21 protein-coding genes and 7 pseudogenes are annotated in these 20,168 nt (G+C 73.7%); 10 read left to right on the top strand and 18 right to left on the bottom strand.

Annotated features, from left to right (window positions below):
• Positions 1–308: 308 nt before the first annotated feature.
• On the bottom strand, positions 309–1,454 hold the full coding sequence (locus tag G5V59_RS17445; protein WP_278257320.1) for a PLP-dependent aminotransferase family protein: 1,146 nt from the start codon (positions 1,452–1,454) through the stop codon (positions 309–311).
• Positions 1,455–1,585: 131 nt separating this feature from the next.
• Between G5V59_RS17445 and G5V59_RS17450 the strand changes: the two are divergent.
• Both G5V59_RS17450 and G5V59_RS17455 read left to right on the top strand, forming a co-directional pair.
• A pseudogene (locus G5V59_RS17450) lies at positions 1,586–1,801 on the top strand (pyridoxamine 5'-phosphate oxidase family protein); the annotation flags it as partial.
• A gap of 103 nt (positions 1,802–1,904) precedes the next feature.
• Positions 1,905–2,255 carry a pyridoxamine 5'-phosphate oxidase family protein gene (locus G5V59_RS17455; RefSeq protein WP_278257321.1) on the top strand — a complete coding sequence of 117 codons (351 nt, stop codon included), beginning with the start codon at positions 1,905–1,907 and terminating at the stop codon, positions 2,253–2,255.
• Here G5V59_RS17455 and G5V59_RS36955 read toward each other — a convergent pair.
• The 4 genes and pseudogenes from G5V59_RS36955 to G5V59_RS17470 form a co-directional block, all read right to left on the bottom strand.
• A complete protein-coding gene (locus G5V59_RS36955) occupies positions 2,218–2,373 on the bottom strand; it encodes a LuxR C-terminal-related transcriptional regulator (RefSeq protein WP_341351239.1) in 156 nt (51 codons plus the stop codon). The two genes, G5V59_RS17455 and G5V59_RS36955, sit on opposite strands and share 38 nt — an antisense overlap.
• A gap of 286 nt (positions 2,374–2,659) precedes the next feature.
• A pseudogene (locus G5V59_RS36960) lies at positions 2,660–2,887 on the bottom strand (response regulator); the annotation flags it as partial.
• Positions 2,884–3,168, bottom strand: a complete 285-nt coding sequence (locus tag G5V59_RS36965) for an ATP-binding protein (RefSeq protein WP_341350967.1) — start codon at positions 3,166–3,168, stop codon at positions 2,884–2,886. The pseudogene G5V59_RS36960 and the gene G5V59_RS36965, both read right to left, overlap by 4 nt.
• 136 nt (positions 3,169–3,304) lie before the next feature.
• Positions 3,305–3,991: pseudogene (locus G5V59_RS17470) on the bottom strand (histidine kinase dimerization/phosphoacceptor domain-containing protein); the annotation flags it as partial.
• Between the two features lie 131 nt (positions 3,992–4,122).
• Between G5V59_RS17470 and G5V59_RS17475 the strand changes: the two are divergent.
• Both G5V59_RS17475 and G5V59_RS17480 read left to right on the top strand, forming a co-directional pair.
• Positions 4,123–5,112, top strand: coding sequence for an ABC transporter ATP-binding protein (locus tag G5V59_RS17475; RefSeq protein ID WP_278257324.1), 990 nt, complete (start codon positions 4,123–4,125; stop codon positions 5,110–5,112).
• Positions 5,072–5,866: an ABC transporter permease subunit gene (locus tag G5V59_RS17480; RefSeq protein ID WP_278257325.1), complete on the top strand. Its 795-nt coding sequence runs from the start codon at positions 5,072–5,074 to the stop codon at positions 5,864–5,866. The genes G5V59_RS17475 and G5V59_RS17480 overlap by 41 nt, the downstream gene beginning before the upstream one ends.
• A gap of 7 nt (positions 5,867–5,873) precedes the next feature.
• Here the strand turns inward: G5V59_RS17480 and G5V59_RS17485 are convergent, their stop codons facing one another.
• The 3 genes from G5V59_RS17485 to G5V59_RS17495 are packed head-to-tail and all read right to left on the bottom strand — an operon-like array spanning position 5,874 to position 8,907.
• On the bottom strand, positions 5,874–6,236 hold the full coding sequence (locus G5V59_RS17485) for a hypothetical protein (RefSeq protein ID WP_278257326.1): 363 nt from the start codon (positions 6,234–6,236) through the stop codon (positions 5,874–5,876).
• Entirely contained in the window at positions 6,233–7,777 is a 1,545-nt protein-coding gene (locus G5V59_RS17490; RefSeq protein ID WP_278257327.1) for a hypothetical protein, read from the bottom strand. Before G5V59_RS17490 ends, G5V59_RS17485 begins: the two co-directional genes overlap by 4 nt.
• A complete protein-coding gene (locus G5V59_RS17495; RefSeq protein WP_278257328.1) occupies positions 7,699–8,907 on the bottom strand; it encodes a hypothetical protein in 1,209 nt (402 codons plus the stop codon). Before G5V59_RS17495 ends, G5V59_RS17490 begins: the two co-directional genes overlap by 79 nt.
• Positions 8,908–9,122: 215 nt before the next feature.
• On the opposite strand from G5V59_RS17495, the gene G5V59_RS17500 reads away from it, so the two are divergent.
• The 5 genes from G5V59_RS17500 to G5V59_RS17520 all read left to right on the top strand — a co-directional run bounded on the left by G5V59_RS17500 (position 9,123) and on the right by G5V59_RS17520 (position 12,264).
• On the top strand, positions 9,123–9,761 hold the full coding sequence (locus G5V59_RS17500; RefSeq protein ID WP_278257329.1) for a hypothetical protein: 639 nt from the start codon (positions 9,123–9,125) through the stop codon (positions 9,759–9,761).
• A gap of 187 nt (positions 9,762–9,948) precedes the next feature.
• Entirely contained in the window at positions 9,949–10,353 is a 405-nt protein-coding gene (locus tag G5V59_RS17505) for a lactococcin 972 family bacteriocin (RefSeq protein WP_278257330.1), read from the top strand.
• A 29-nt stretch (positions 10,354–10,382) separates the two neighbouring features.
• Positions 10,383–10,787: a hypothetical protein gene (locus G5V59_RS17510; RefSeq protein ID WP_278257331.1), complete on the top strand. Its 405-nt coding sequence runs from the start codon at positions 10,383–10,385 to the stop codon at positions 10,785–10,787.
• A complete protein-coding gene (locus tag G5V59_RS17515) occupies positions 10,703–11,515 on the top strand; it encodes a histidine kinase (RefSeq protein WP_278257332.1) in 813 nt (270 codons plus the stop codon). Before G5V59_RS17510 ends, G5V59_RS17515 begins: the two co-directional genes overlap by 85 nt.
• Positions 11,512–12,264 carry a response regulator transcription factor gene (locus G5V59_RS17520; protein ID WP_341350968.1) on the top strand — a complete coding sequence of 251 codons (753 nt, stop codon included), beginning with the start codon at positions 11,512–11,514 and terminating at the stop codon, positions 12,262–12,264. Before G5V59_RS17515 ends, G5V59_RS17520 begins: the two co-directional genes overlap by 4 nt.
• Positions 12,265–12,372: 108 nt before the next feature.
• Here the strand turns inward: G5V59_RS17520 and G5V59_RS17525 are convergent.
• A pseudogene (locus tag G5V59_RS17525) lies at positions 12,373–12,720 on the bottom strand (GNAT family N-acetyltransferase); the annotation flags it as partial.
• Positions 12,721–12,803: 83 nt separating this feature from the next.
• On the opposite strand from G5V59_RS17525, the pseudogene serC reads away from it, so the two are divergent.
• Positions 12,804–13,931 (top strand): annotated as a pseudogene (gene serC, locus G5V59_RS17530) (phosphoserine transaminase).
• A 1-nt stretch (position 13,932) separates the two neighbouring features.
• Here serC and G5V59_RS17535 read toward each other — a convergent pair.
• From G5V59_RS17535 to G5V59_RS17570, 9 genes and pseudogenes are all read right to left on the bottom strand, one after another.
• Positions 13,933–14,154, bottom strand: coding sequence for a hypothetical protein (locus tag G5V59_RS17535; protein WP_278257333.1), 222 nt, complete (start codon positions 14,152–14,154; stop codon positions 13,933–13,935).
• 157 nt (positions 14,155–14,311) lie between these two features.
• Positions 14,312–14,803 (bottom strand): O-acetyl-ADP-ribose deacetylase, encoded by a 492-nt coding sequence (locus tag G5V59_RS17540; protein ID WP_278257334.1) that lies wholly within the window; start codon positions 14,801–14,803, stop codon positions 14,312–14,314.
• Between the two features lie 13 nt (positions 14,804–14,816).
• A complete protein-coding gene (locus G5V59_RS17545) occupies positions 14,817–17,168 on the bottom strand; it encodes a methyltransferase (RefSeq protein WP_341351240.1) in 2,352 nt (783 codons plus the stop codon).
• A gap of 110 nt (positions 17,169–17,278) precedes the next feature.
• Positions 17,279–17,566: pseudogene (locus G5V59_RS36970) on the bottom strand (methyltransferase); the annotation flags it as partial.
• Positions 17,567–18,075: 509 nt separating this feature from the next.
• Positions 18,076–18,684: an iron-containing alcohol dehydrogenase gene (locus tag G5V59_RS17550; protein ID WP_278257336.1), complete on the bottom strand. Its 609-nt coding sequence runs from the start codon at positions 18,682–18,684 to the stop codon at positions 18,076–18,078.
• Between the two features lie 7 nt (positions 18,685–18,691).
• Complete coding sequence (locus G5V59_RS17555) at positions 18,692–19,006, bottom strand: iron-containing alcohol dehydrogenase (RefSeq protein WP_278259899.1); 315 nt, start codon at positions 19,004–19,006, stop codon at positions 18,692–18,694.
• A 34-nt stretch (positions 19,007–19,040) separates the two neighbouring features.
• Positions 19,041–19,364 (bottom strand): annotated as a pseudogene (locus G5V59_RS17560) (iron-containing alcohol dehydrogenase); the annotation flags it as partial.
• On the bottom strand, positions 19,361–19,714 hold the full coding sequence (locus G5V59_RS17565; RefSeq protein WP_278259900.1) for a hypothetical protein: 354 nt from the start codon (positions 19,712–19,714) through the stop codon (positions 19,361–19,363). The gene G5V59_RS17565 and the pseudogene G5V59_RS17560, both read right to left, overlap by 4 nt.
• Positions 19,603–20,127 (bottom strand): NUDIX domain-containing protein, encoded by a 525-nt coding sequence (locus G5V59_RS17570; RefSeq protein ID WP_278257337.1) that lies wholly within the window; start codon positions 20,125–20,127, stop codon positions 19,603–19,605. Before G5V59_RS17570 ends, G5V59_RS17565 begins: the two co-directional genes overlap by 112 nt.
• Positions 20,128–20,168: the final 41 nt, after the last annotated feature.

Here is a 20,168-nt window from a genome sequence, read left to right on the forward strand (position 1 = left end):
CACGGCCGACACCGCGGCGCTGTCCACGATGGGCCAGAGCGTGGGCTACCTCATCGCCGCCGGTGGCCCGTTCCTCGTCGGCGTCCTGCACCACGCCACCGACTCCTGGACCCTGCCCTGCACCCTGCTGGTCGGCCTCGGCGTCGTCCAGGGCTGCGTCGGCTACCTCGCCGGGCGGCCGGTCAAGATCGGCGAAGCGCGCTGACGAGCACCCCGAGCGCCCGGTCGAGGCTCCGCGTCGGTCGGGCCGCCGAAGCCGACGACCAGCCCGCTGAGCCGCGCCGTGCGGCAGTAGTCACGCAGCAGGTTCACCCGGAACCCGGCGTCCTCGGCGGCCGCGCGGACCCGGACGGCGCGGGCGTGCGGGAGCAGCCAGGTGGAGTACATCCCGGCGACCGGGCCGGCAAAGGCTCTGCGTGGGGCGAGAGCGCGGCGACCACGCGCGGCGCCCGCTCGGCGTAGACCCGGCGTGCGGAGCGGACGACCGCGTCGACGTAGCCGTCCCGGAGCAGGGTGACCATCGCCCGCTGCACCGGCCAGGGCGGGGCGTCGTGGGTGAGCCGGCGGTGGGCGTCGAAGTCGTCCAGCCACCCGTCCGGTACGACGCACCAGCCCATCCGCAGCGACGGCAGGATCGACTTCGACGCGGTGCCCAGGTAGGCCACCCGGTCCCGGTCGAGCGAGGCGAGCGCGGGGACCGGGGCGACGTCGTAGCGGAACTCGGAGTCGTAGTCGTCCTCGATCACCAGCGCCCCGTCGCGGCGCGCGGTGGCGAGCAGGGTGAGCCGGTCGGCGGCGGGCATGACCCGGCCGAGCGGGTGCTGGTGCGCCGGGGTGACGTAGGCCGCCGCGCAGCCCGCGAGGTCGCGCACCGGCTCCAGCGCGGGCACGTCCCGCACGGTGCGGCCGGACTCGTGGACCGTCGCGACGGCGGCCCGGTAGCCCGGGTCCTCCAGCGCGACCGGGGCACGCGGCACGACCGCGAGCAGGTGGCGCAGACCGGCGCCGATGCCGCCGGTGATCCGCACCTGGTCAGCGTCCACGGCGAGCCCGCGGGTGCGGCCGAGGCGCTCGGCGACCAGGGTCCGGAGCGCGGGCAGGCCGCGCGGGTCGTCGTACCCGCGCGGGGGCGTGGCGGTCGAGACCTCACGCCAGGCGCGGCGCCACACCGCCTCGTGGCGCGGGTCGATCCAGGGCGTGCCGGCGTCGAGCATCACCAGCGGCCGCTCGGGCGCCGGAGCGCCCCGGCGGGCAGCGGTCCGGGAGCGGTGCACGACGCCGCCGGACACCCACGTGCCGGCGCCCTGGCGGGCCTCGAGCCAGCCCTCCGCGAGCAACTGGTCGAAGGCCTGCTCGACGACCGAGCGGGAGACGCCGAGGTCCGCGGCGAGCCGGCGGGAGGCGGGCATCCGGTCGCCGCCCGCGAGCGCCCCGGAGAGCACCAGCGTGCGCATCTGGTCGGCGAGCCTGGGTGCCGAGCGGCTGCGGGTCGTCGCGATCGATGCGGACGGGGAGCAAAATGGCCTGCCAGAGTCTGAGGGAAATGGCCCGTGCGCCCAGGCCACCTGTCGCCCACGATGGTGCCATGACCACCGCACTGGAGCCCACCGGACGCACCCGGATCAACCGCGGCCGCAACCGCGCGGTCGGCGAGCGCGCCGCCCTGCTGGCCTTCCTCGACGAGGCGCTGGTGGCGCACCTCGGGGTGCAGGTCGGCGACCACCCCCTGGTCCTCCCGACGGCGTACGCCGTGGACACCGACGGTCCCGACGCCGACGGCACGCTCTACTTCCACGGGTCCGTGGCGGCCCGCTGGCTGCGCGGATCGGCCGGCGCCACGGTATGCGTGACGGTCACCGAGCCTGGACGGCTTCGTGGCCGGGCGCTCGGCGTTCCACCACTCGATGAACTACCGCTCGGCCGTGGTCATCGGCACCGCCCGGCTCGTCGAGGACCCGGACGAGCGGATCCACGCACTCGACCTGATCGTCGACCACATGATCCCCGGCCGTGCGGCGACGATGCGGCCCAGCACCCGCAAGGAGCTCGCGGCGACGGCCGTGCTCGCCGTCCCGCTGCGCGAGGCGTCGATGAAGGCCCGCGCCGGTGACCCGGTCGACGAGCCCGAGGACGTCGCCGCCGGGGTCTGGGGCGGGTACGTCCCCGTCACCCGCAGCATCGGCACACCGGTCGGCGCGGCCGACAACCTGCCCGGCGTCAACGTCCCGGCGGACGTCGCAGCCCGGACTCGATAGCGAAGACCACCAGCCTGCGCGCGGTCGCGCGCCTGGGCTTCACCATCGCCCGGCTCACGTGCGTGCGCACCGTGTCGGGGCTGACCACCAGTGCCTCGGCGATCTCGGCGTTCGACATCCCCGTCGTGACCCAGCCGAGGATCTCCGCCTCGCGCTCGGTGAGGTCGCCCAGGCGCGGGTGCGGCCGCTCGGCGCGGCTCGCGCCGAAGTGGTCGATCACCCGGCGGGTCACCGAGGGCGCGAGCAGCGAGCCACCGTCGGCCACCACCCGCACCGCGTCGAGGATCGCCGTCGGCTCGGCGTCCTTGAGCAGGAAGCCGCTGGCGCCGTTGCGCAGCGCCTCGAAGACGTACTCGTCGAGTCTCGAAGGTCGTCAGCACCACCACCCGCACGGCCGCAAGCGCCGGGTCGGCGGCGACCTCGGCGAGCAGCGCGAGGCCGTCCATGACCGGCATCCGGATGTCGCAGAGCACCACGTCGGGCGTCGTACGACGCAGCAGGGCCAAGCCCTCGCGCCCGTCACCGGCCTCGCCGGCCAGCGCCAGGTCCGGCTCGCTCTCGATCAGCGTGGCCAGGCCCATCCGGACCAGCGGCTGGTCGTCGACGAGCGCCACGCTGATCGCCCCGGTCATGCGGGCAGCACCGCGCTGACCTCGAACCCGCCCTGCGGCACCGGCCCGGCACGGAAGGTGCCGCCGAGCGCCTCCACGCGGGAGCGCATGCCGCTGATGCCCATGCCCTCATCCTGCACCGCGCCGCCCTGCCCGTCGTCGGACACCCGCAGCGCGATCGTGTCGGCGCCGCGCTCCCACACGACCGTCGCGGTGCTCGCGGCGGCGTGCCGGAGCACGTTGGTCAGCGACTCCTGCAGCACGGCGTACGCCGCCGCGCCGGTCCGCGGGGTCAGGCTCACCCGGCTCGCCGATCACCTCCAACCTCAGCCCCGCCGAGCGCACCCGCTCGACCAGCGCCGGGATCGCCTCGACCCCGGTCGCGGGCCGGCGCGGCGCGGGCTCCCCCGCGATCGTCGCGAGCTCCACGCGCAGCGCGTCCAGGGCCTCGCGGCTGGTGGCGCGGATCGCCTCCAGGCTCTCGCGGACCTTGCCCGAGCGGTCGGCGTCCGGGTCGAGCACGTGCAGCGCGACCCCGGCCTGCATGGCGATCACCGCGAGCCCGTGGCCCACGCCGTCGTGCAGGTCCTGGGCCATCCGCAGCCGCTCCTCGGCCGCGGCACGCGAGGTGCGGTCCACCCAGGCGGAGCGCCCCTGGCGCAGCATCGTGCCGATCGCGGCGGCCGAGGAGACCAGGGCGCCGATCCCGATCGACTGCCAGGCGCCGACGACGAGGTCGTCCCAGCGCAGCCCGCGCACCAGCAGCCCGGCCCAGATCAGCACCGCCGCCACGAGGAGCAGCGGGAACCACGAGCGGAACGGCCGCCGCGTCGCCAGCACGAAGGAGGCGACGATCAGTGCGAAGAAGATCGGCCCGTTCTCGCCTCCCACCGCGAAGTAGGCGCCGCTCGCGGCACCCGTCGCGACGAGGAGCACCGGGCAGCGGTCGAGCAGCAGGAGCGAGCCGGCGGCCAGGGCCGCGAGTGCCACGGAGAGCACCCGGCCGACCACCCCGGCGTCGACGTGCCCGTCGTGCCCGAGGTTCACCGCCACCGAGCCGCCGACGATGATGACCGCCACCGGGATCAGCCACCAGCGCTTGGCCAGCCACATGTTCGTGTCCATGCCCCGAACCTAGGCGAGCCCGGTCCTCACGTCGTACGACGACGAGAGCCTCGTGCCTACGCAATTCCGCGTACGCCGGAGCCGCGTCCCGGCGGACGCGCTCGAGGCGTGCCGCGACCAGCCTGGAGGACATGAACGCACAGACCACGGTGGCCTCCACCGACCGCCTCACGAAGGTCTACGGCGACCGCGTCGCCGTCGACAAGGTGAGCATGAACGTCCGGCGCGGCGAGGTGTACGGATTCCTGGGGCCCAACGGTGCCGGCAAGACGACCACCCTGCGCATGCTGCTCGGACTGATCCGCCCGACGTCCGGCACGGCGAGCGCGATCTCCCCCGTCGGCGCCCTCATCGAGGGCCCCGGCTTCTTCCCCTATCTCTCCGGCCGCGCGAACCTGCGCACCCTGGCCCGGCACCGCGGCTTCGCGGACACCGAGGTCGAGCGGGTGCTGGAGCGGGTGGACCTCGCGAGCCGCGGGGACGACCGGTTCAAGGGCTACTCCCTCGGCATGAAGCAGCGGCTCGGTGTCGCGGCGGCACTGATGGGCGACCCGGACCTGATCGTGCTCGACGAGCCGACCAACGGCCTCGATCCCGCCGGCATGGCCGACATGCGGGCGCTCGTCGTCGACCTCGCCCGCGGCGGCCAGACCGTGCTGCTGTCCAGCCACATGCTCGCCGAGGTGCAGGAGATCTGCGACCGGGTCGGTGTGATCAGCGACGGCCGGCTGCTGCGCGAGGCGCGCGTCGCCGAGCCTGCGCGGCGGGATCTCGATCCGGCTGCGCGCCACACCCGAGCCGGAGGCGCTGGCGGTCGCGATGCGGCTGGCGGGCGACGACGGCGTGCGTCGTACCGACGACGGGGCGCTGGTGCTCAGCCTTCCACCCGACGCGGCGCCCCACGTCACCCGCGCGCTCGTCGAGGAGGGCGTCGACGTGCACGAGATCACCGCTGCCGAGCGCAGCCTGGAAGAGGTCTTCTTCGAGATGACCACCCGCAAGAACGAGGAGATGGCGTCATGAGCGCGACCCTGCGCAGCACCCGAGCCGAGCCTGATGCGGCTGCGGGCCTGGCCGGCGGTGTGGATCACCCTCGGTGCCTGGCTCGCACTGAGCCTTGATGTTCGGCTACCTGTTCACCTACCTGTCCTACACCAGCGGCGAGGCGTCGTTCACCGACGAGGGCACCACCCGCGCCCAGCAGACTCGCGGAGCCTGATGCCGGACGCCGTGCCGCACGTCTTCCTGCAGGGGATGCCGATGTTCGGCGGTGCGCTGACGATGGTGCTCGGCGCGCTGGTGGCCGGCAACGGCTACGGCTGGGGCACCTGGAAGACCCTGTTCTCCCAAGGGGTACGACGCACGCCCGCCGTGCTCGGCTCGATGACCGCGCTGACGATCTTCGTGCTGGCGACCCTCCTCGTCACGCTGGGCTTCGACCTCGCCGTCTCGCTCATCATCACCGCCGCCGAGGGCCAGGACGTGGTGATGCCCTCGGCCGGCGACGTGGTGCAGGCCTTCGGCGCCGGCTTCCTGGTGCTGGAGATGTGGGCGCTCCTCGGCTTCGCGCTCGGCACCCTCGCTCGGGGACCTGCGCTGTCGGTCGGTCTCGGCCTGGTCTGGGCGCTCGTGGTGGAGAACCTGCTGCGCGGCGTCGGCCGGCTGCTCGACTGGGTGGACGCCCTCACCGCCGTCCTGCCGGGCACGTCGGCCGGCTCGCTCATCGGCTCGATCATCGGCACCGGCGACGGCGACGGGACGCCGGGCGTGCTCGACACGGTCGGCGGCGGCCAGGCCACGGCCACCGTCGCGGTGTACGTCGCCCTGGCGGTCGTGCTGAGCGTCGTGCTGGTGCGGCGGCGGGACGTGGCCTGACCGGCGACTAGTCGTTGACCTCGACCGGGACCCCGTAGGCGTCGTGGGTGTTGAGCCACTTCTGGACCGCGTCGGCGGCGTCTCCGGGGGCGTCGATCGCGATCATCGCCCGATCGGCGTACTTGCCCGAGCAGGGCCGGCTCATCGAGACCTCGACCCCCTTCGCGGCGGACTCGAGGGCAGAGGTGACCTCGGGGTGGTGGCGCAGCGCGGCGGTGACGACCGCGGCAGTCGGCAGTGCGCCACAGCGGGGCCGCGCCGTGTCGGCGGAGCCGGGGAAGCTCACGAAGCCGCTGGCCGCGGCCGCGACCAGGAGGCCGCCGAGACCGATCAGGCAGGCGAGCAGCAGCCGGAGCCGGGGGGCGGTCATCGGGTCGTCCCGGCGACAGCGACCCCGGCCGGGTGGGTCGAACCCACGCGGTGGACGAGGTCACAGCTTCTCGATCGCGGCCGGGTCGTGGGTCGCGATGACGACGGTGCAGCCCTCGCCGGCTCGCCCGCGCAGCGAGCTCGAGGACGACGTCGCGGTTGACGTCGTCGAGCGAGGCCGTCGGCTCGTCGACCAGGATCACCCGGGCCTGCTTGTAGATCGACCGGGCCACCGCGAGCCGCTGGCGCTCGCCGCCGGACAGGTGCGAGGCGGGCTCGTCGTCGCGCCCGGCCAGGCCGGTGGCGGCCAGCGCGTCGCGGAGCCGGCCGGCGTCGCCGGCGACGCCACGGCCCCAGAGCCGGGCGGCCATCGTGACGTTGAAGGACACCGGCTCCTCGAGCATGATCCCGTAGTCCTGGAGGACGAAGGAGGCGTGGTCGCGCCAGAAGCGGCGGCGCCGGGCCGCGCCCCACCCGCGGGTCGGCTCGCCGTCGACGAGGACGTCGCCGTGGGTCGGCGTCTGGAGCAGCCCCAGGCAGTGCAGGAGCGTGGTCTTGCCCGACCCGCTCGGACCGACCAGAGCGGTCATCGCGCCTCGCGGGCAGCCTGAGGGACTCACCGGCCAGGATCGGCTGGTCGTCGATGTCGACTCCGAGGTCGACGGCTTCGAGCATCATCGGGTTCTCCTTCGTGGTGAGGGACGGGCGGGCTAGATGGTGCGGTTCACGATGCGGCGGAAGGTCCACTGCGAGGCGGCCACGTGGGCCACGGCCGTGGCGCCGATCCCGGCCAGCAGCGCCACCACGGTGGGGCCGAGGTCGCCGGGCGGCAGCACGAGGACGATCAGCGCGCCGAGCACACCGGTGACCACGAGACTCGCCACCGACGCGGGCCCGCAGCACGTCGGACCACCCACGTCCGTCGAGGCGCAGCGGGAAGTCGCGGCGGGCGTGGATCAACGAGGCGATGAAGGCGCTGACCGCGAGGGCGAGGGCGAACGCCCCGGCCAGGGCCACGAGCGCGAAGCCTCGCAACCAGGCCTCGTAGGAGGCGAACTGCGCCCTGAGGACACCGTCCTCCGCGGCGTACTTGACCTGGATGGTGTTCTGCAGGTCGTGGTCGCGCAGGAGCGCGAGCGTCGGGTCGAGGCCGTCGAAGATCAGGTTGTCGGTCGAGGTGAGCGAGGCGAGGAAGTCGTCGTTGAACGACGCCGCCGACGCGACCTCGAGCAGCAGCGGGTGCTCGGGGAACATCAGGTCGCCGTTGCCGGCCGCGGCCATCGGGATCTCCGCGTCCCCGGTGGCCGAGAACATGGTGAGCGAGCGCCAGACCTCGGCTCCCGAGTGCGGGGCGCGGGCCCACAGGTCGAAGTTGGGGGCGAGCGCGGCCCGCAGGTTCTCGGGGACGGTGGACGCATCGACGGGGCGCACCGCCGTCGTACCGGCGCCGGTGTCGATGTCCATCAGCCGCAGCCATGCCTTGTTGACGAGCACCACGGCGTCGTACGGCCCGCCCTGGACACCGAACTGGCCGGGGTCCATGGCGTAGGCTCAGCGCCGCCGAGCCGTCGGCGTCGGCCGCCTCGACCACCTGGCCGACCTGGCCGCTGGCCTCGACGAAGCCCTTCTCCCCCAGGCCCGCGGGGAAGCGCAGCGCGACCTGGTCGGACAGGTTGCGCCAGCGCGCCTGCTGGTCGGCCGCGGCCTGTGCGTCGCCGTAGGCCCACCAGGCCGGGCCGACGGTGAGGAGCACCAGGACGAAGGTGGCGGCCTTGAGCAGCCCCGAGGCACGGCGCAGGCTGTTGACCGCGGGCTGGCGGGTGGCCAGCATCGTGACGCCCGGCCAGGACACCAGCGACATGACCAACGCGCTCGCCAGGGTCACCAGGACGACACCGGCCTCCAGCGCGACCAGCGTCGTCGCGTAGTAGGCCAGCCAGGGTGTGCCGTGGGTGGCGGCCACGACCCCCACGGCCACCGCGGTGACCGGGATCGCCGGCAGGGCGACGGTCAGCGCGAGCCGGCCGAGGTCCTCGACCTGGATGCGCACGGCGCTCACCCCGCCGAGGACGCGCAGGGCCCGTCCGCGCGAGCGGACCGACAGCCAGAACAGGGCCATGCTGACCAGCAGGGCCGCGCCGGCGGTCAGGGTGGCCCGGAAGGCTCTCCTGCCGGACCAGGAACGACAGGGACTGGGCGAAGGTGTTGTCGACCCGGTTGACCCGGACGCCCTCGCCGGTCAGCGTCGACTCGAAGGCGTCCAGACCCTCGCGCGGCCCGGTGGCGAGGTACTGGCCGGTCGCGAACGAGTGGTCGAGCGCCCCGGGCCCCCGCACCACCCCGGTCGGCTGGTCGCCGTACCAGTGGACCTTGGTGGGCAGGTCGTGGGCGCGGTCGCCGACGGGGACGAAGACCCGGCCGTCGTTGTCGCCCGCGAGGTCGGGCAGGATCCGGACCAGCCCGAGGTCGTGCTCGTCGCTGAGCCGGGCGAGCTCGGCCAGCGCACGGTCGTCGGGCGTCGAGTTCGCCGCTGAAGTCGAGGTAGAGGGCGCTGGTCGCGCCGAGTCTGCTCGGGATAGCTTGCGGTCGTTGAGGTCGGTCATGACCGCGCCGAGGACGGCGATCAGCGCGAAGAGCGAGCCCGCGACGAGCGCGATGATCCGCTGGTACATGACACCTCCGAGAGTCGGGCCGGGCGAGCGGGGCGCTGCCGGTCTCGACCAATGTGCTCGACGCGGCCGGCCGGGACCTCGTCCTTTGGTGCCGGTTTGCGGCACCAAAGGCCGACCGGAGGGGCCGGCCGGCGATGGTGTGCTCCGGGGGCCGACTCTCGGGAGGAGGAACACCCCGTGGACGCACACCCCCAGCCGACGCGGTTCTCACCGTCATGCGCCAGGCACCCGCCGGGCCCCCGCAGCGGATCGACGTGCGCCCGGGCGCGAGCCTGACGATGGGCTCCTGTCCGTGCGCCGACTGCGGTCTCGACGTGGTGCTGACCTGCCGGCCCGGCGCGTGGGTGCGCTGCGTGGTGACGGCCCACGGCGACCACTGGCGCCTGGACAACCTGTGCACCGACGTCGAAGGCGTCGTGGTGGACCAGGAGAACGCGGCGCTGCAGGTCAACGCGCTGCCCGGGCGGCGTCGACTCGTGGTGCCCTTCGAGTTCGCCGAGTCTGTCCTTCCGGCTCGGACCGTGCCAGGTGAGCGAGCGGGTGACCGTGATCGGCCCGGAGGTGCTGGTCGAGTCGGGTACGGCGTGCCGGTCCAGCCTGGCGCCGCTGGCGGGAGCCGGCCTGCGTCACGGCACCCACTACCTGGCCGTGCTCGAGGAGCCTGTGCCGCGGCATCGGGGAGCGGGGCGTCCCGCCCACGTCGGCCGCGATCTCCGAGGTGCTCGACCGGCGGGGCCTGCAGGTCAGTCCCAAAGCGGTCGACCACCACGTCGACTACCTCTTCCAACGACTCTTCCCCGCCCAGGGCGAGACCGAGGGCCGCGGCTACAAGCGGTGGGCGCTCGCGTCGCTGATGCTGCGCAGCACGACCGGGAGCGACCCTGTCGACGCCTGACGGGGCGTGCGCCCCAGCACAGATGCCCCCGCCGCGCAATGGGGGCTGCCCGCGGGTCGCACCGATGGCCGCCGGCACGCCTCCTGGGCGAGTCTCGACGCGCCCGCACAACCGAGGAGCCATCCGGCTCGTGGAGGTTTCAAGACATGAACAAGATCAAGATGACGGTCGCCGCCGGCGCGATGATGCTGACGGCCGTGGGAGCGGCGAGCCCGGCGATGGCCTACCTGCACCCCGGTTCGGTCACCCAGCACCCCTCGACGGGTGGCACCTGGGAGTACGGCTTCTGGAACGCCAAGGTGCGTTCGTACTACACCGTCAACAAGAACCACGGCTCGTCGGTCGGGTCTCAACGGCGACCTGTCGCGCAGCGCCTGCACCGCTTCCGGCTCGAAGTCGATCGCCGAGAAGTACGCCGTCAACACCCCCGGTGCCGACGACAAGTACTACTACCGCACCTGCTGACGGCTCCGGCCTCCCGCCGGCGGCGTACCCGAAGCATCCCCGGTCGTCCTGCCCTTTCCTCGGCGACCGGGGGTGTGACGTCATGAGTGCAGCCCTCCGGCGCGATACTGGTGCGGTGGACGTCACCCGGGGCACGGCAACCGTTGCCGGACTCCTCATGGCGCTCGTCACCCTCACCGAGCTCGCGCTCGCTCAGGCCGGCGACCTGACACCCGCTGGCGCGACCCGGGTCGCCGTGGCGCTCGTGCTCGGAACCGCAGCGGGGCTCTCGCGGCTGTCCCCGATCGCCGGCGTCGCGCTGCTGGTCCTCGTGGAGCCTGGCGACGTTCGCCGCCGGCGGGTCGATCGCCGCCGACGAGTCTCGCCGTCGCGGTCGTCATCTTCCAGTGCGCCCGGCGCGGTGGGGTGGTCACGCTGTGGGTCAGCGGCCTCCTCGTGCCGGCCGCCTACCTGCTCAGCGGAGCGTTCCTGGCGAACGCCGGCACCGAGGCCGCCCAGCGCATCGACGCGGCCGGACTGACCGACGATCCCGCCGCGCTCGCGCTGCTGATCGTCACCATCGCCTCCCCCCTCGCCGTTCCGTGGCTCCTGGGCTCCGGCCTGCGCTGGCGTGCGCGCGCCGAGCGCGACCGGCACGCCCTCGCCGTGGCCGAGGCGCAGACCGAGGCCCAGGAGCAGCAGGCCAGGCTCGCCCGCGACGTCCACGACGTCGTCGGGCACTCCCTCGTCGTCATCATCCGCCAGGCCGACTCGGTCCGCTTCCTCTCCGACGCCACCCCTCCCGACGTCCTCGCCGCCGTCGACCACATCGCCTCCTCGGCCCGCGCCTCGCTCACCGAGGTACGACGCGTGCTCTCCTCCGGCACCGAGTCGCCGGTCTCCGCGGACCTCGACGACCTCATCAGCCGGATCCCGGCACTGGTGGCCACCGTCGACAGCCAGGTGCTCGGCACGCCCCGCCCGCTCCCGCCCGCGACCGCGGCGGTGGCGCTGCGGGTGCTGCAGGAGATGCTGACCAACGCGCTCAAGCACGGAGACGGCGACCGGATCGAGGTGGTGCGCGACTGGCGCAACGGCCTGCTGCTCTGCGTGCGCAACCCGTCGGTGGACCCGGCGCGGTCCGACGGGATGGGCCTGGCCGGGATGCGCGAGCGGCTCCAGGCGGTCGGCGGCACCCTCGTCGTACGACGCGAGGACGCGACGTTCTGCGTGGAGGCCAGCATCCCCGTCTCGCAGGCCGGCCCGTGAGCGCGCCCGACAGCACCGAGGCGATCCGCGTGCTCCTGGTCGACGACCAGGACCTCGTCCGCACCGGGACCAAGATCATCCTCGACGCCGCGCCCGACCTCACCGTCGTCGGCGAGGCGGCCAACGGTTTCGAGGCGATCTCGCTGGTCGACCGGTGCCGGCCCGACGTGGTGCTGATGGACATGCAGATGCCGGAGATGGACGGCGCCGAGGCCACCCGTCAGGTGCTGCTGCCCAGCCGCGCCCAGCGGCGCGAGCGGCCGGTCCGCGTCATCGTCCTGACCACCTTCGAGTACCGACGGCCGGGCCGCCGACGCGATCCGGGCCGGTGCGAGCGGGTTCCTGCTGAAGACCGCGACGCCGCAACAGCCTGCAGGACGCCGTCCGCACGGTCCACGCCGGCAACCAGGTGCTCGGTCCCGACGAGTCTGCTCGGGCTGCTCGACGCCACCTTCGGCTCGCCGCGAGCCGAGCCGGAGGTGCTGCGCAGGCTCACCCCGCGCGAGCGTGCGGTCTTCGACGCGGTCTCCCGCGGCCTGTCCAACGCCGAGATCGCCGACGAGTCTGTTCTCGAGCGAGTCCACCGTCAAGACCCACGTCGGCGGCGTGCTGCGCAAGCTCGGGCTGCGCGACCGGGTGCAGACTCGTCGTGTTCGCCTTCGAGCACGGCCTGCGCTGACCTCGCCCGGCCGGGCCCGCCTCAGCCCAGGCGCTTGCCGAAGCAGCGCGAGAGCGGGGCATCGGCGTAGAAGCCGAAGCCCTCGACCTCCTCGTAGCCAGCGCTGCGGTAGAGACTCGATGGCCTCTGGCTGGCGCAGACCGGTCTCCAGCACGACGAGGTCGTGGCCGGCCGCGGCCGCGGTGTGCTCGAGCTCGGCGAGGATCGCGCGGGCGTGACCCCGGCCGCGGCGCTCCGGGACGACGTACATCCGCTTGATCTCCACCGCGCTCGTGCCGCCGAGACGGTGCACCGGGGAGCGGCGCCAGGCGCCGGTGCCGACCGGTTCCGCGCCGTCGTACCCGACCAGGAAGAGGCCCTCCGGCAGGTCGAAGACGGCCGGGTCGACGGGGCTCTCGTCGGGGGATCCGTAGCGCTCGACGTACTCCGCCTGGACGCGGGCCACGAGCAGGCTCCCGCGTCGGGGTGCAGGTAGCCGACGGGGCGCAGGTCGAGGAAGGCTTGCATCGCGAAACTGATTGAACACCGGTGTGATCGGCCTGTCACACTGGGGTCATCTCTGACAACGTCGTCAGCCGTCCTCCCGTGCCGATCGAGAAGGTTGACCTCGTGACCGACATCCAGATCCCCGCAGCGCTCAAGCCCGCCGACGGCCGCTTCGGCGCCGGCCCGTCGAAGATCCAGACGAGCCACCTCGACGCGCTGGCCGCGACCGGCTCCTCCCTGCTCGGTACGTCGCACCGCCAGGCCCCGGTCAAGGACACCGTCGGCCGCGTGCTCCAGGGCCTCGGTGACCTGTTCTCGCTGCCGGAGGGCTACGAGGTCGTCGTCGGCAACGGCGGGGCCACGGCGTTCTGGGACATCGCGGCGTTCGGCCTGATCGAGAAGAAGTCGCAGCACCTGACCTTCGGCGAGTTCTCCTCGAAGTTCGCCTCGTCGGTCAAGGCCGCCCCGTGGCTGGACGCCCCGTCGGTCATCGCCGCCGACCCCGGCTCGCGCCCCGACGCGGTCGCCGAGGAGGGCGTGGACGTCTACGGCTGGGCGCACAACGAGACCTCGACCGCGGTGATGGCGCCCGTCGTCCGGCCCGCGGGTGCCGGCGACGGCGCGCTCGTGCTGATCGACGCCACCTCGGGCGCCGGCGGCCTGCCGGTGGACCTCACCGAGACCGACGTCTACTACTTCGCCCCGCAGAAGTGCTTCGCCTCCGACGGCGGCCTGTGGTTCGGCATCTTCTCCCCCGCCGCCATCGAGCGCGCCGAGCGGATCGCGGCCACGGACCGCTACATCCCGCCCTTCTTCAACCTCAAGACGGCCATCGACAACAGCCGCCTCAACCAGACCTACAACACCCCCTCGGTCGCCACCCTCTTCCTGATGGCCGAGCAAGCTGGACTGGATGAACGGCCAGGGCGGGCTCAAGGGGATGGTCGAGCGGACCACCGCGTCCTCGGACGCGCTCTACGGCTGGGCCGAGCGCACGTCGTACACGACGCCCTACGTGGCGGACCCCGAGCACCGCTCGCTGGTCATCGGCACCATCGACTTCGAGGAGTCGATCGACGCGGCGCAGGTCGCGAAGGTGCTGCGGGCCAACGGGATCGTCGACACCGAGCCGTACCGCAAAGCTCGGCCGCAACCAGAACCCGGATCGCGATGTACCCGGCGATCGACCCCGCCGACGTCGAGGCGCTGACGCGCTCGATCGACTTCGTGGTCGAGGCGCTCGCTGGGTGACCTAGGCCATGACGTCGACCCGAGGGGCTCCGAGCGCGACCATCGACTCGCGCCGGGCCTCGCCGGTGACGGCACCCGGGGTGGACAGCGCCTCGGCGACCGAGCGGCGCAGGTCCTTGTGCTCCTGGAAGTGATGCAGGGCAGCGGAGCGCCACTCCTCGGCACTCGCGACGGTGGCGGGCAGGACCACGACCTGGTCCGTGCCGCGGGCCAGGAACGCCACGCAGAGGAAGGCGACGGCGACCAGCAGGGCTGCTGAGGTGAGACTCGATCGGCATGGTCCGCACCTTTCGTCCGGCGGTGTGCTGGGGTTGCCGGACCAACGACGCCACGACGCGGACAGTGACGTTCGGTCAGCGAATTCGGGACGAAGTCCCGGGTCAGAGCCGGCCGGTGAGGAGGTCGAACGCCGCCCGCCCGAAGGCCACCATCCGCACCCGCTCCACCGCAGTGGGCGTCGCGCGCAGCGTCTCGAACGCCGCGTCGGCGGCGTCCTCCTTGGGCCAGCCGTAGGCCCCCGCACTGATCAGCGGGAAGGCGACCGAGGCGGCGCCGAGCTCGTCGGCGACCTCCAGGGCGCGCCGGTAGCAGGAGGTGAGCAGGCTCCGGTCGGTCTCGCCGGCGTGCCGGTTCGGGCCGACCACGTGGATCACCCAGCGGGCCGGCATCTCCCCCGCGGTGGTCCACCCGGCGTCCCCGGTGGCGAGCCCGTGCGGGAAGCGGCGCCGGCAGTCCTCCAGCACGGCCGGGCCGCCGGCCCGGTGGATCGCGCCGTCCACGCCGGCCCCGCCGCGCATCGCCCGGTTGGCGGCGTTCACGACCGCGTCGACGTCCTGCGCGGTGATGTCGCCCTCGACGACCTCGATCTCCATGACCTCGATCCTGTCACCGGCGCCCGCCGAGCAGGCGCAGTGTGGCCCGTTCCAGCACCGCCCGCCGCTCGTCGCCGTCGTCCTCCGGGGCACGCCGTACGGCGGCCCGGATGGTCCTGCCCTCCTGGTAGGCGTCGACCACCCGCGGGTCGACGTACGACGAACGGGCCAGGGCCGGGGTGTTGCCGAGGAACTCCGAGACCTCCTTCATCGCACCGGCGACCGCGCGCTTGCGGGCGGTCTTCGACGCCTCCGGGCCGGGTGCCTCGGCGAGCGCGGCGGCCGCGAGCACGGTGCCGTGCCAGGTGCGGAAGTCCTTCGCGGTGACGTCGAGGCCGCTCGCCTCGCGCAGGTAGGCGTTCACGTCCGAGCCGTCGACGTCCAGCAGCCGGCGGTCCTTGCGACGCCGCCGGCGCCGCTTGTCGAGCGCCTCGACCGCCTGCGGGTCGTCGATCTCGACGTGGTGCTCGACGCCGGACTTGCCGACGAACTCGAAGACCAGCAGGTCGCCGGAGCGGCGCACGTGCTGGCGCTCGAGGGTGGTCAGGCCGAAGGAGCCGTACTCCTCGGCGTACACGTCGTTGCCGATCCGGAAGCAGCCGAGGTCGATCAGCCGTACGGCGAGCGCGCAGGTCGCCCGGGTGGCGAGGTCGTCGGTGGCGAGGTCCGCGAGCACCTCCTCGCGCAGCCGCGGCAGTCGTCGGCCGAGCCTGACCACCCGCGCGTGCTTCTCGGCGGATCGCCGCTCCACCCAGTCCGGGTGGTAGAGGTACTGGCGACGGCCGGCGTCATCGACGCCGACAGCCTGCAGGTGCCCGTTGGGGAAGGGGCTGATCCACACGTCCTGCCAGGCCGGTGGGATGACCAGCGCCTTGCAGCGCGCGGCGTCCTCGACCGGAAGCGGCTTCCCGTGCTGGTCGAGGTGGACGAAGCCACGCCCCGAGCGGCGCCGCGTCCAGCCCGGCTGATCCGGTGAGGTACGACGCAGGCGGGCCACGCTCGCTAGGTTCCCCGTCGCCGCCGGATCAGACCGGTGGCTCCCGCCACGAGCGCCACCGCCGCGGCCCCGCCGAGCGCCCACGGCCACCAGGACCGCTCCTCGTCCTCGACGACCGGCGACGCCTGCTCCGCGGCCGGTGCCGTCAGCCTCCCCCTGCACCGCGGCCGGCAGGCTCGACCCGCAGCACGTCGGCCTCCTTGCCCTCCGAGCCTGAGCAGGATCGCGCCGTCCTCGCGCACGGCCGGGCCCTCGCCCTGCTGCTGGGCGGGCAGGTCGAGCAGGGCGACCCGGCGCAGGTCCGGCCAGGTGTAGACCGCCGCCTGGGTGTAGTTGCGGATGATCACGTGCTTGCCGTCGGGCAGGAAGGCGCCGTCGGTCGCGATGCCGAGCACCTCCTTGACCGGGGTGAGCCGGTTCGGCCGGTCCGCGTCGAGCTTTGCCGGGGCGGCGTACACCTGGCCGATGAAGGCCTTCGCGACGACGTACAGCCGGCCGGTCGTGGGGTCGGTCAGCAGCGTCTCGGCGTCGTGGGGACCGTCGGGGTAGACCAGGCTCGTACGTCGTGGCGCGCACCTCGCGGTCGCCGCGCCCGAACGGCACCTTCGCGACCTCGACGGACTTCCGCGAGCCGGCGTTGTCGCCGATGTCGCCGACGTAGACCTGCCCGTCGCCGGCGGGAGCCAGCGCCTCGTTGTCCGAGCCGTCGCCCTGCCAGCGGGTGACCCCGACGGTGTCGCCGCTCGCCGGGTCGACGGTGAAGATCCGGTTGCTGTCGCCCGAGTCGTTGACGGTGACGACGAGGCCGTCGCGCGCGACCAGCCCGCTCGACTCGACGACGTCGGGGTCGGTGAAGTGGAAGACGACCTGCGAGGCGATCGGCTCCGACGCCGGGCCGGGCGCGAGGAAGCCGATGCCGAAGGGCAGGGGCAGCAGGAGGAACAGCAGGCTTTCTCCACGCGGCTCACCGACCCAGCAAGCTCGCCGAGCCGCGGCCGGAGGTCCCAGGTGGCGACCAGGTCGTCGTACTCCTGCGGCGGGGTGGTGGCACCGGTCCGCACCGCGCGCAGCAGGGTGTTGCGCGGGGTGTGCGCGCTGTCGACGAACTCCATCACGTCCACCCGGTAGCCCTGCCCCCGCAGCAGCAGCGCGCGCAGCGCATCGGTGAGGGTGTCGGCGAAGCGCTCGCGCAGGATGCCGTCGCGCACCACCGCCTGGTACGGCGCGGGCGGGGTCCCGCGGCGCAGCCTGGGCCGCGATGTCGTGGTGGCAGCAGGGCGCGGCCAGCACCAGCGGGGCCCCCCACCCGACCGCGCGGGCGAGCGCGTCGTCGGTCGCGGTGTCGCAGGCGTGGAGCGCGAGCACCACGTCCGGCGGCTCCGGCAGGCTCGGCCTCGCCGATGGTGCCGGCGACGAAGGTCGCCTCGATCCCGAGCCTGCGCGGCGACCGCGTTGTTGTGGTCGCGGGACTGCTCCTTGACGTCCACTCCCGTCAGCCGGACGGGCAGGCCGCGACGCTCGGTGAGGAAGCGCTGGGCGGCAAAGGTGAGGTAGCCGTTGCCGCAGCCGAGGTCGACCACGCGCAGCGGGTCCTCGGCGGTCGGCGTACGGACGTGGCCCTTGGCGATGGCGTCGGTGACCGACCGGTCCAGGATCCGCAGGAAGTCCTCGACCTGGCGGTACTTCGCCCGCCGGGTCGGCTTGATCCGGCCCTGGGCGTCGCTGAGCCCGAGCGCGGCGAACAGCGGGTCGTCCTCGGCGAGCATCCGGTCCTTGGCCCGGTCGTGCTCGGTGCTCTGCGGCGCCGGTGCCTGCCGGGCCGAGGTGTGCAGCGCCGCGTCGCCCTTCTTGGTCACCCGCAGCGAGAGCAGGTGCTCGGTGGTCTCGACCGTCCAGTTGCCGAACGGCTCGGCCAGCAGGCCCTCCACCTCGGCGCGCGCCGCGTCGCCGAGGAGGTGGTTCGAGGTGTGCGCCTGGGTGGCGTCGTACCGGACGACCTGGAGGTGGCGGCCCGCCTTGAGGTCCACCCAGCGCAGGCTCGACCCGGCGCCACGGCGGCGTGGCCGCACGGCGGCGGCCGGAGGCGACCGCGCGGACCAGGCGGTCCTCGGCCAGCAGGTCCCCCGCCACCTGGGCGAGGCCCCGCTCGAGCGTCTCGGTGCGGCTGCTCACGGGGCCCTCACTTCGCCAGCGCCGCCACGACCACGATGAGCAGGAGCAGCACCAGCGCGGCCGGGATGATCAGACGGCGGTGGCGCGGGTTCACCCCACCAGCCTAGAGGCGGCTCACCAGTGCTCGAGGGAGGCCCCGATGATCCCGGCCAGGTCCTCCCCGGTGACCTCCTTCGGGGCGGTGGCGAGCAGCCGCTGCTGCTTGAGGGCACCGTCGACCAGGTCGTCGACGTCGCCCTCGCCGTAGCCGACCGCGCCGAGGCCGTTGGGCAGGTGGATGTCCTGCATCAGCCGGGCGATCACGTCGGGCAGCACCGCGGCGTCGCGGCCCGTCGCCGACGGGTCGAGCAGGCTGCGCGGCGCGCAGGTGCCGCTCGGGCGCGGCGTCGAAGGTGAACCGGAACGCCTCGGGCGCGGTGAGCGCCACGGCCATGCCGTGCGGGACCATCGGCTCGTCCTGCGGGTAGTCGACGGGCGTGAAGTCCCGCACCCGGCCGGCGATCGGGTAGGCGTTGGCGTGCGGGATGTGCACGCCCGCGTTGCCGAAGCCGAGGCCGGCGAAGGTCGCCGCGAGCGCCATCTGGTCGGCTGCCTCGACACCCGCCGGGTCGCCCGGGTCGCGGTGCACGGCGCCCCGGAAGGCGGTCGAGAGCAGGCCGAGGGCCTTCTCCGACCACAGGTCGGCGATCGGGTTGGAGCCGCAGTAGGGCACCCGCTGCTCAGGCGTCTTGGCGTCGAAGTCGGCGTACCACCGGGCGGTGTAGGCTCTCCAGCGCGTGGCACAGGATGTCCATCCCGGCCGCCGCGACGACTCCCGCCGGCTGGGTCGCCGAGAGCGCCGGGTCGACCACCGCGAGTCGCGGGCGCAGCGCGGCGTGGCTGATCCCGGTCTTCACCTTGAGCGAGAGCACGTCCATCACGCAGATGGTGGTGGACTCCGCGCCCGTCCCCGTCGTGGTCGGTACGGCGACCAGGGGCAGCACCGGCTGCTGCGGCGCCCGCGCCTTGCCGATCGGCGCGTTGACGTAGTCCATCAGGCTCACCGGGGTTGGTCACCAGCAGCGCGACGGCCTTGGCGGTGTCGATCGAGGAGCCGCCGCCCACCGCGACCACCGCGTCGAACGGGCCCTCGGAGCGGGCGAAGGCGACCGCCTCCTCCAGGGAGACGTCCGTCGGCTCCACCCGGGCCCCGGAGAAGACCACGACCTCCAGGCCGCGCTGGCGCAGGGAGCCGGCCACGTCGTCGGCATGACCCACGGCGGCCACGCCCGGGTCGGTCACCAGCAGGACGCGGCGCGCGCCCCAGGCGCTGACGTCGTGGCCGATCTCGCGCGAGGCACCCCGGCCGAACTTGAGGGCGGGCGCGGCATAGGTGAAGACGGTCTCGCTCACGCCTGCACGTTAGCGTCTCCGGCCGCCTCGATCGCGGCGAGCACCGAGCCGTAGACCTTCAGGCGGCCCGCGGCGACGTCGGCGAGGGGCACCCAGGCGACCGCGTCCGTCGTACCGTCCTCCTCGACGACGTGCGGCTCCCCCGGGCCCACCTCGGCCCGGTAGATCACGCCGATCGCGTGGAAGTCCTCGGCCCGGCCGTTGGGCGCGGTGCCGGTGAAGTGGTGGTCGAGCACGGTCAGCGGCACCGGTCGCCCGGCCCTCCAGCCCGCACTCCTCGCCGAGTCTCGCGGCGGATCGTGTCGGTCGGGGTCTCGCCGTGGTCGATCCCGCCGCCCGGCAGGTGCCAGGTCCCGGGGTCCGGGGCCAGGTGCGAGGTGCGGGTGAGCAGGATCGCGTCGTCGCGGACGACGTAGGCGTAGGCGGCGGTGCGCTGCCGCTGCCGGATCCGGTACGACGCCAGCGCCTCCCCCACGAGGCTCACCGTCGGCACGGTGCCGTCCAGCACGTCCGCGATTGGCTTCCACGCCGCCTCGGCGGTGCTCCCGTCGACCTCGGTGACGTGCGGCTCCGGCGCGTCCGCGGGCACCCAGCCCTCGTAGACGATCCGCACCGAGTGCGCGTCGACCCGGCGCCCGCGACGCCAGGAGTCCTCGACGTGGAGGGAGTAGACGTGCGCGGGCTCGTCGACCTCGACGTCCAGCCCGGTCTCCTCGTAGACCTCGCGCACGACCGCGTCGCGGGGGTCCTCGCCGTGGTCCACGCCGCCACCCGGCAGCGACCACAGGCTCCTTCTTGGTGACC

Source organism: Nocardioides convexus (assembly GCF_011090295.1).

Coding starts and splice junctions, on each gene's coding strand:
- G5V59_RS17490 (WP_278257327.1), bottom strand. CDS start 7,777: ATGGACCCCGGCCAGTTCGGTGTCCAGGGCGGGCCGTACGACGCCGTG.
- G5V59_RS17455 (WP_278257321.1), top strand. CDS start 1,905: ATGAACTACCGCTCGGCCGTGGTCATCGGCACCGCCCGGCTCGTCGAG.
- G5V59_RS17495 (WP_278257328.1), bottom strand. CDS start 8,907: ATGTACCAGCGGATCATCGCGCTCGTCGCGGGCTCGCTCTTCGCGCTG.
- G5V59_RS17505 (WP_278257330.1), top strand. CDS start 9,949: ATGAACAAGATCAAGATGACGGTCGCCGCCGGCGCGATGATGCTGACG.
- G5V59_RS17555 (WP_278259899.1), bottom strand. CDS start 19,006: ATGGACTACGTCAACGCGCCGATCGGCAAGGCGCGGGCGCCGCAGCAG.
- G5V59_RS17445 (WP_278257320.1), bottom strand. CDS start 1,454: ATGCGCACGCTGGTGCTCTCCGGGGCGCTCGCGGGCGGCGACCGGATG.
- G5V59_RS17500 (WP_278257329.1), top strand. CDS start 9,123: ATGCGCCAGGCACCCGCCGGGCCCCCGCAGCGGATCGACGTGCGCCCG.
- G5V59_RS17485 (WP_278257326.1), bottom strand. CDS start 6,236: ATGACCGCCCCCCGGCTCCGGCTGCTGCTCGCCTGCCTGATCGGTCTC.
- G5V59_RS17475 (WP_278257324.1), top strand. CDS start 4,123: ATGAACGCACAGACCACGGTGGCCTCCACCGACCGCCTCACGAAGGTC.
- G5V59_RS36955 (WP_341351239.1), bottom strand. CDS start 2,373: ATGTCGAACGCCGAGATCGCCGAGGCACTGGTGGTCAGCCCCGACACG.
- G5V59_RS17540 (WP_278257334.1), bottom strand. CDS start 14,803: ATGGAGATCGAGGTCGTCGAGGGCGACATCACCGCGCAGGACGTCGAC.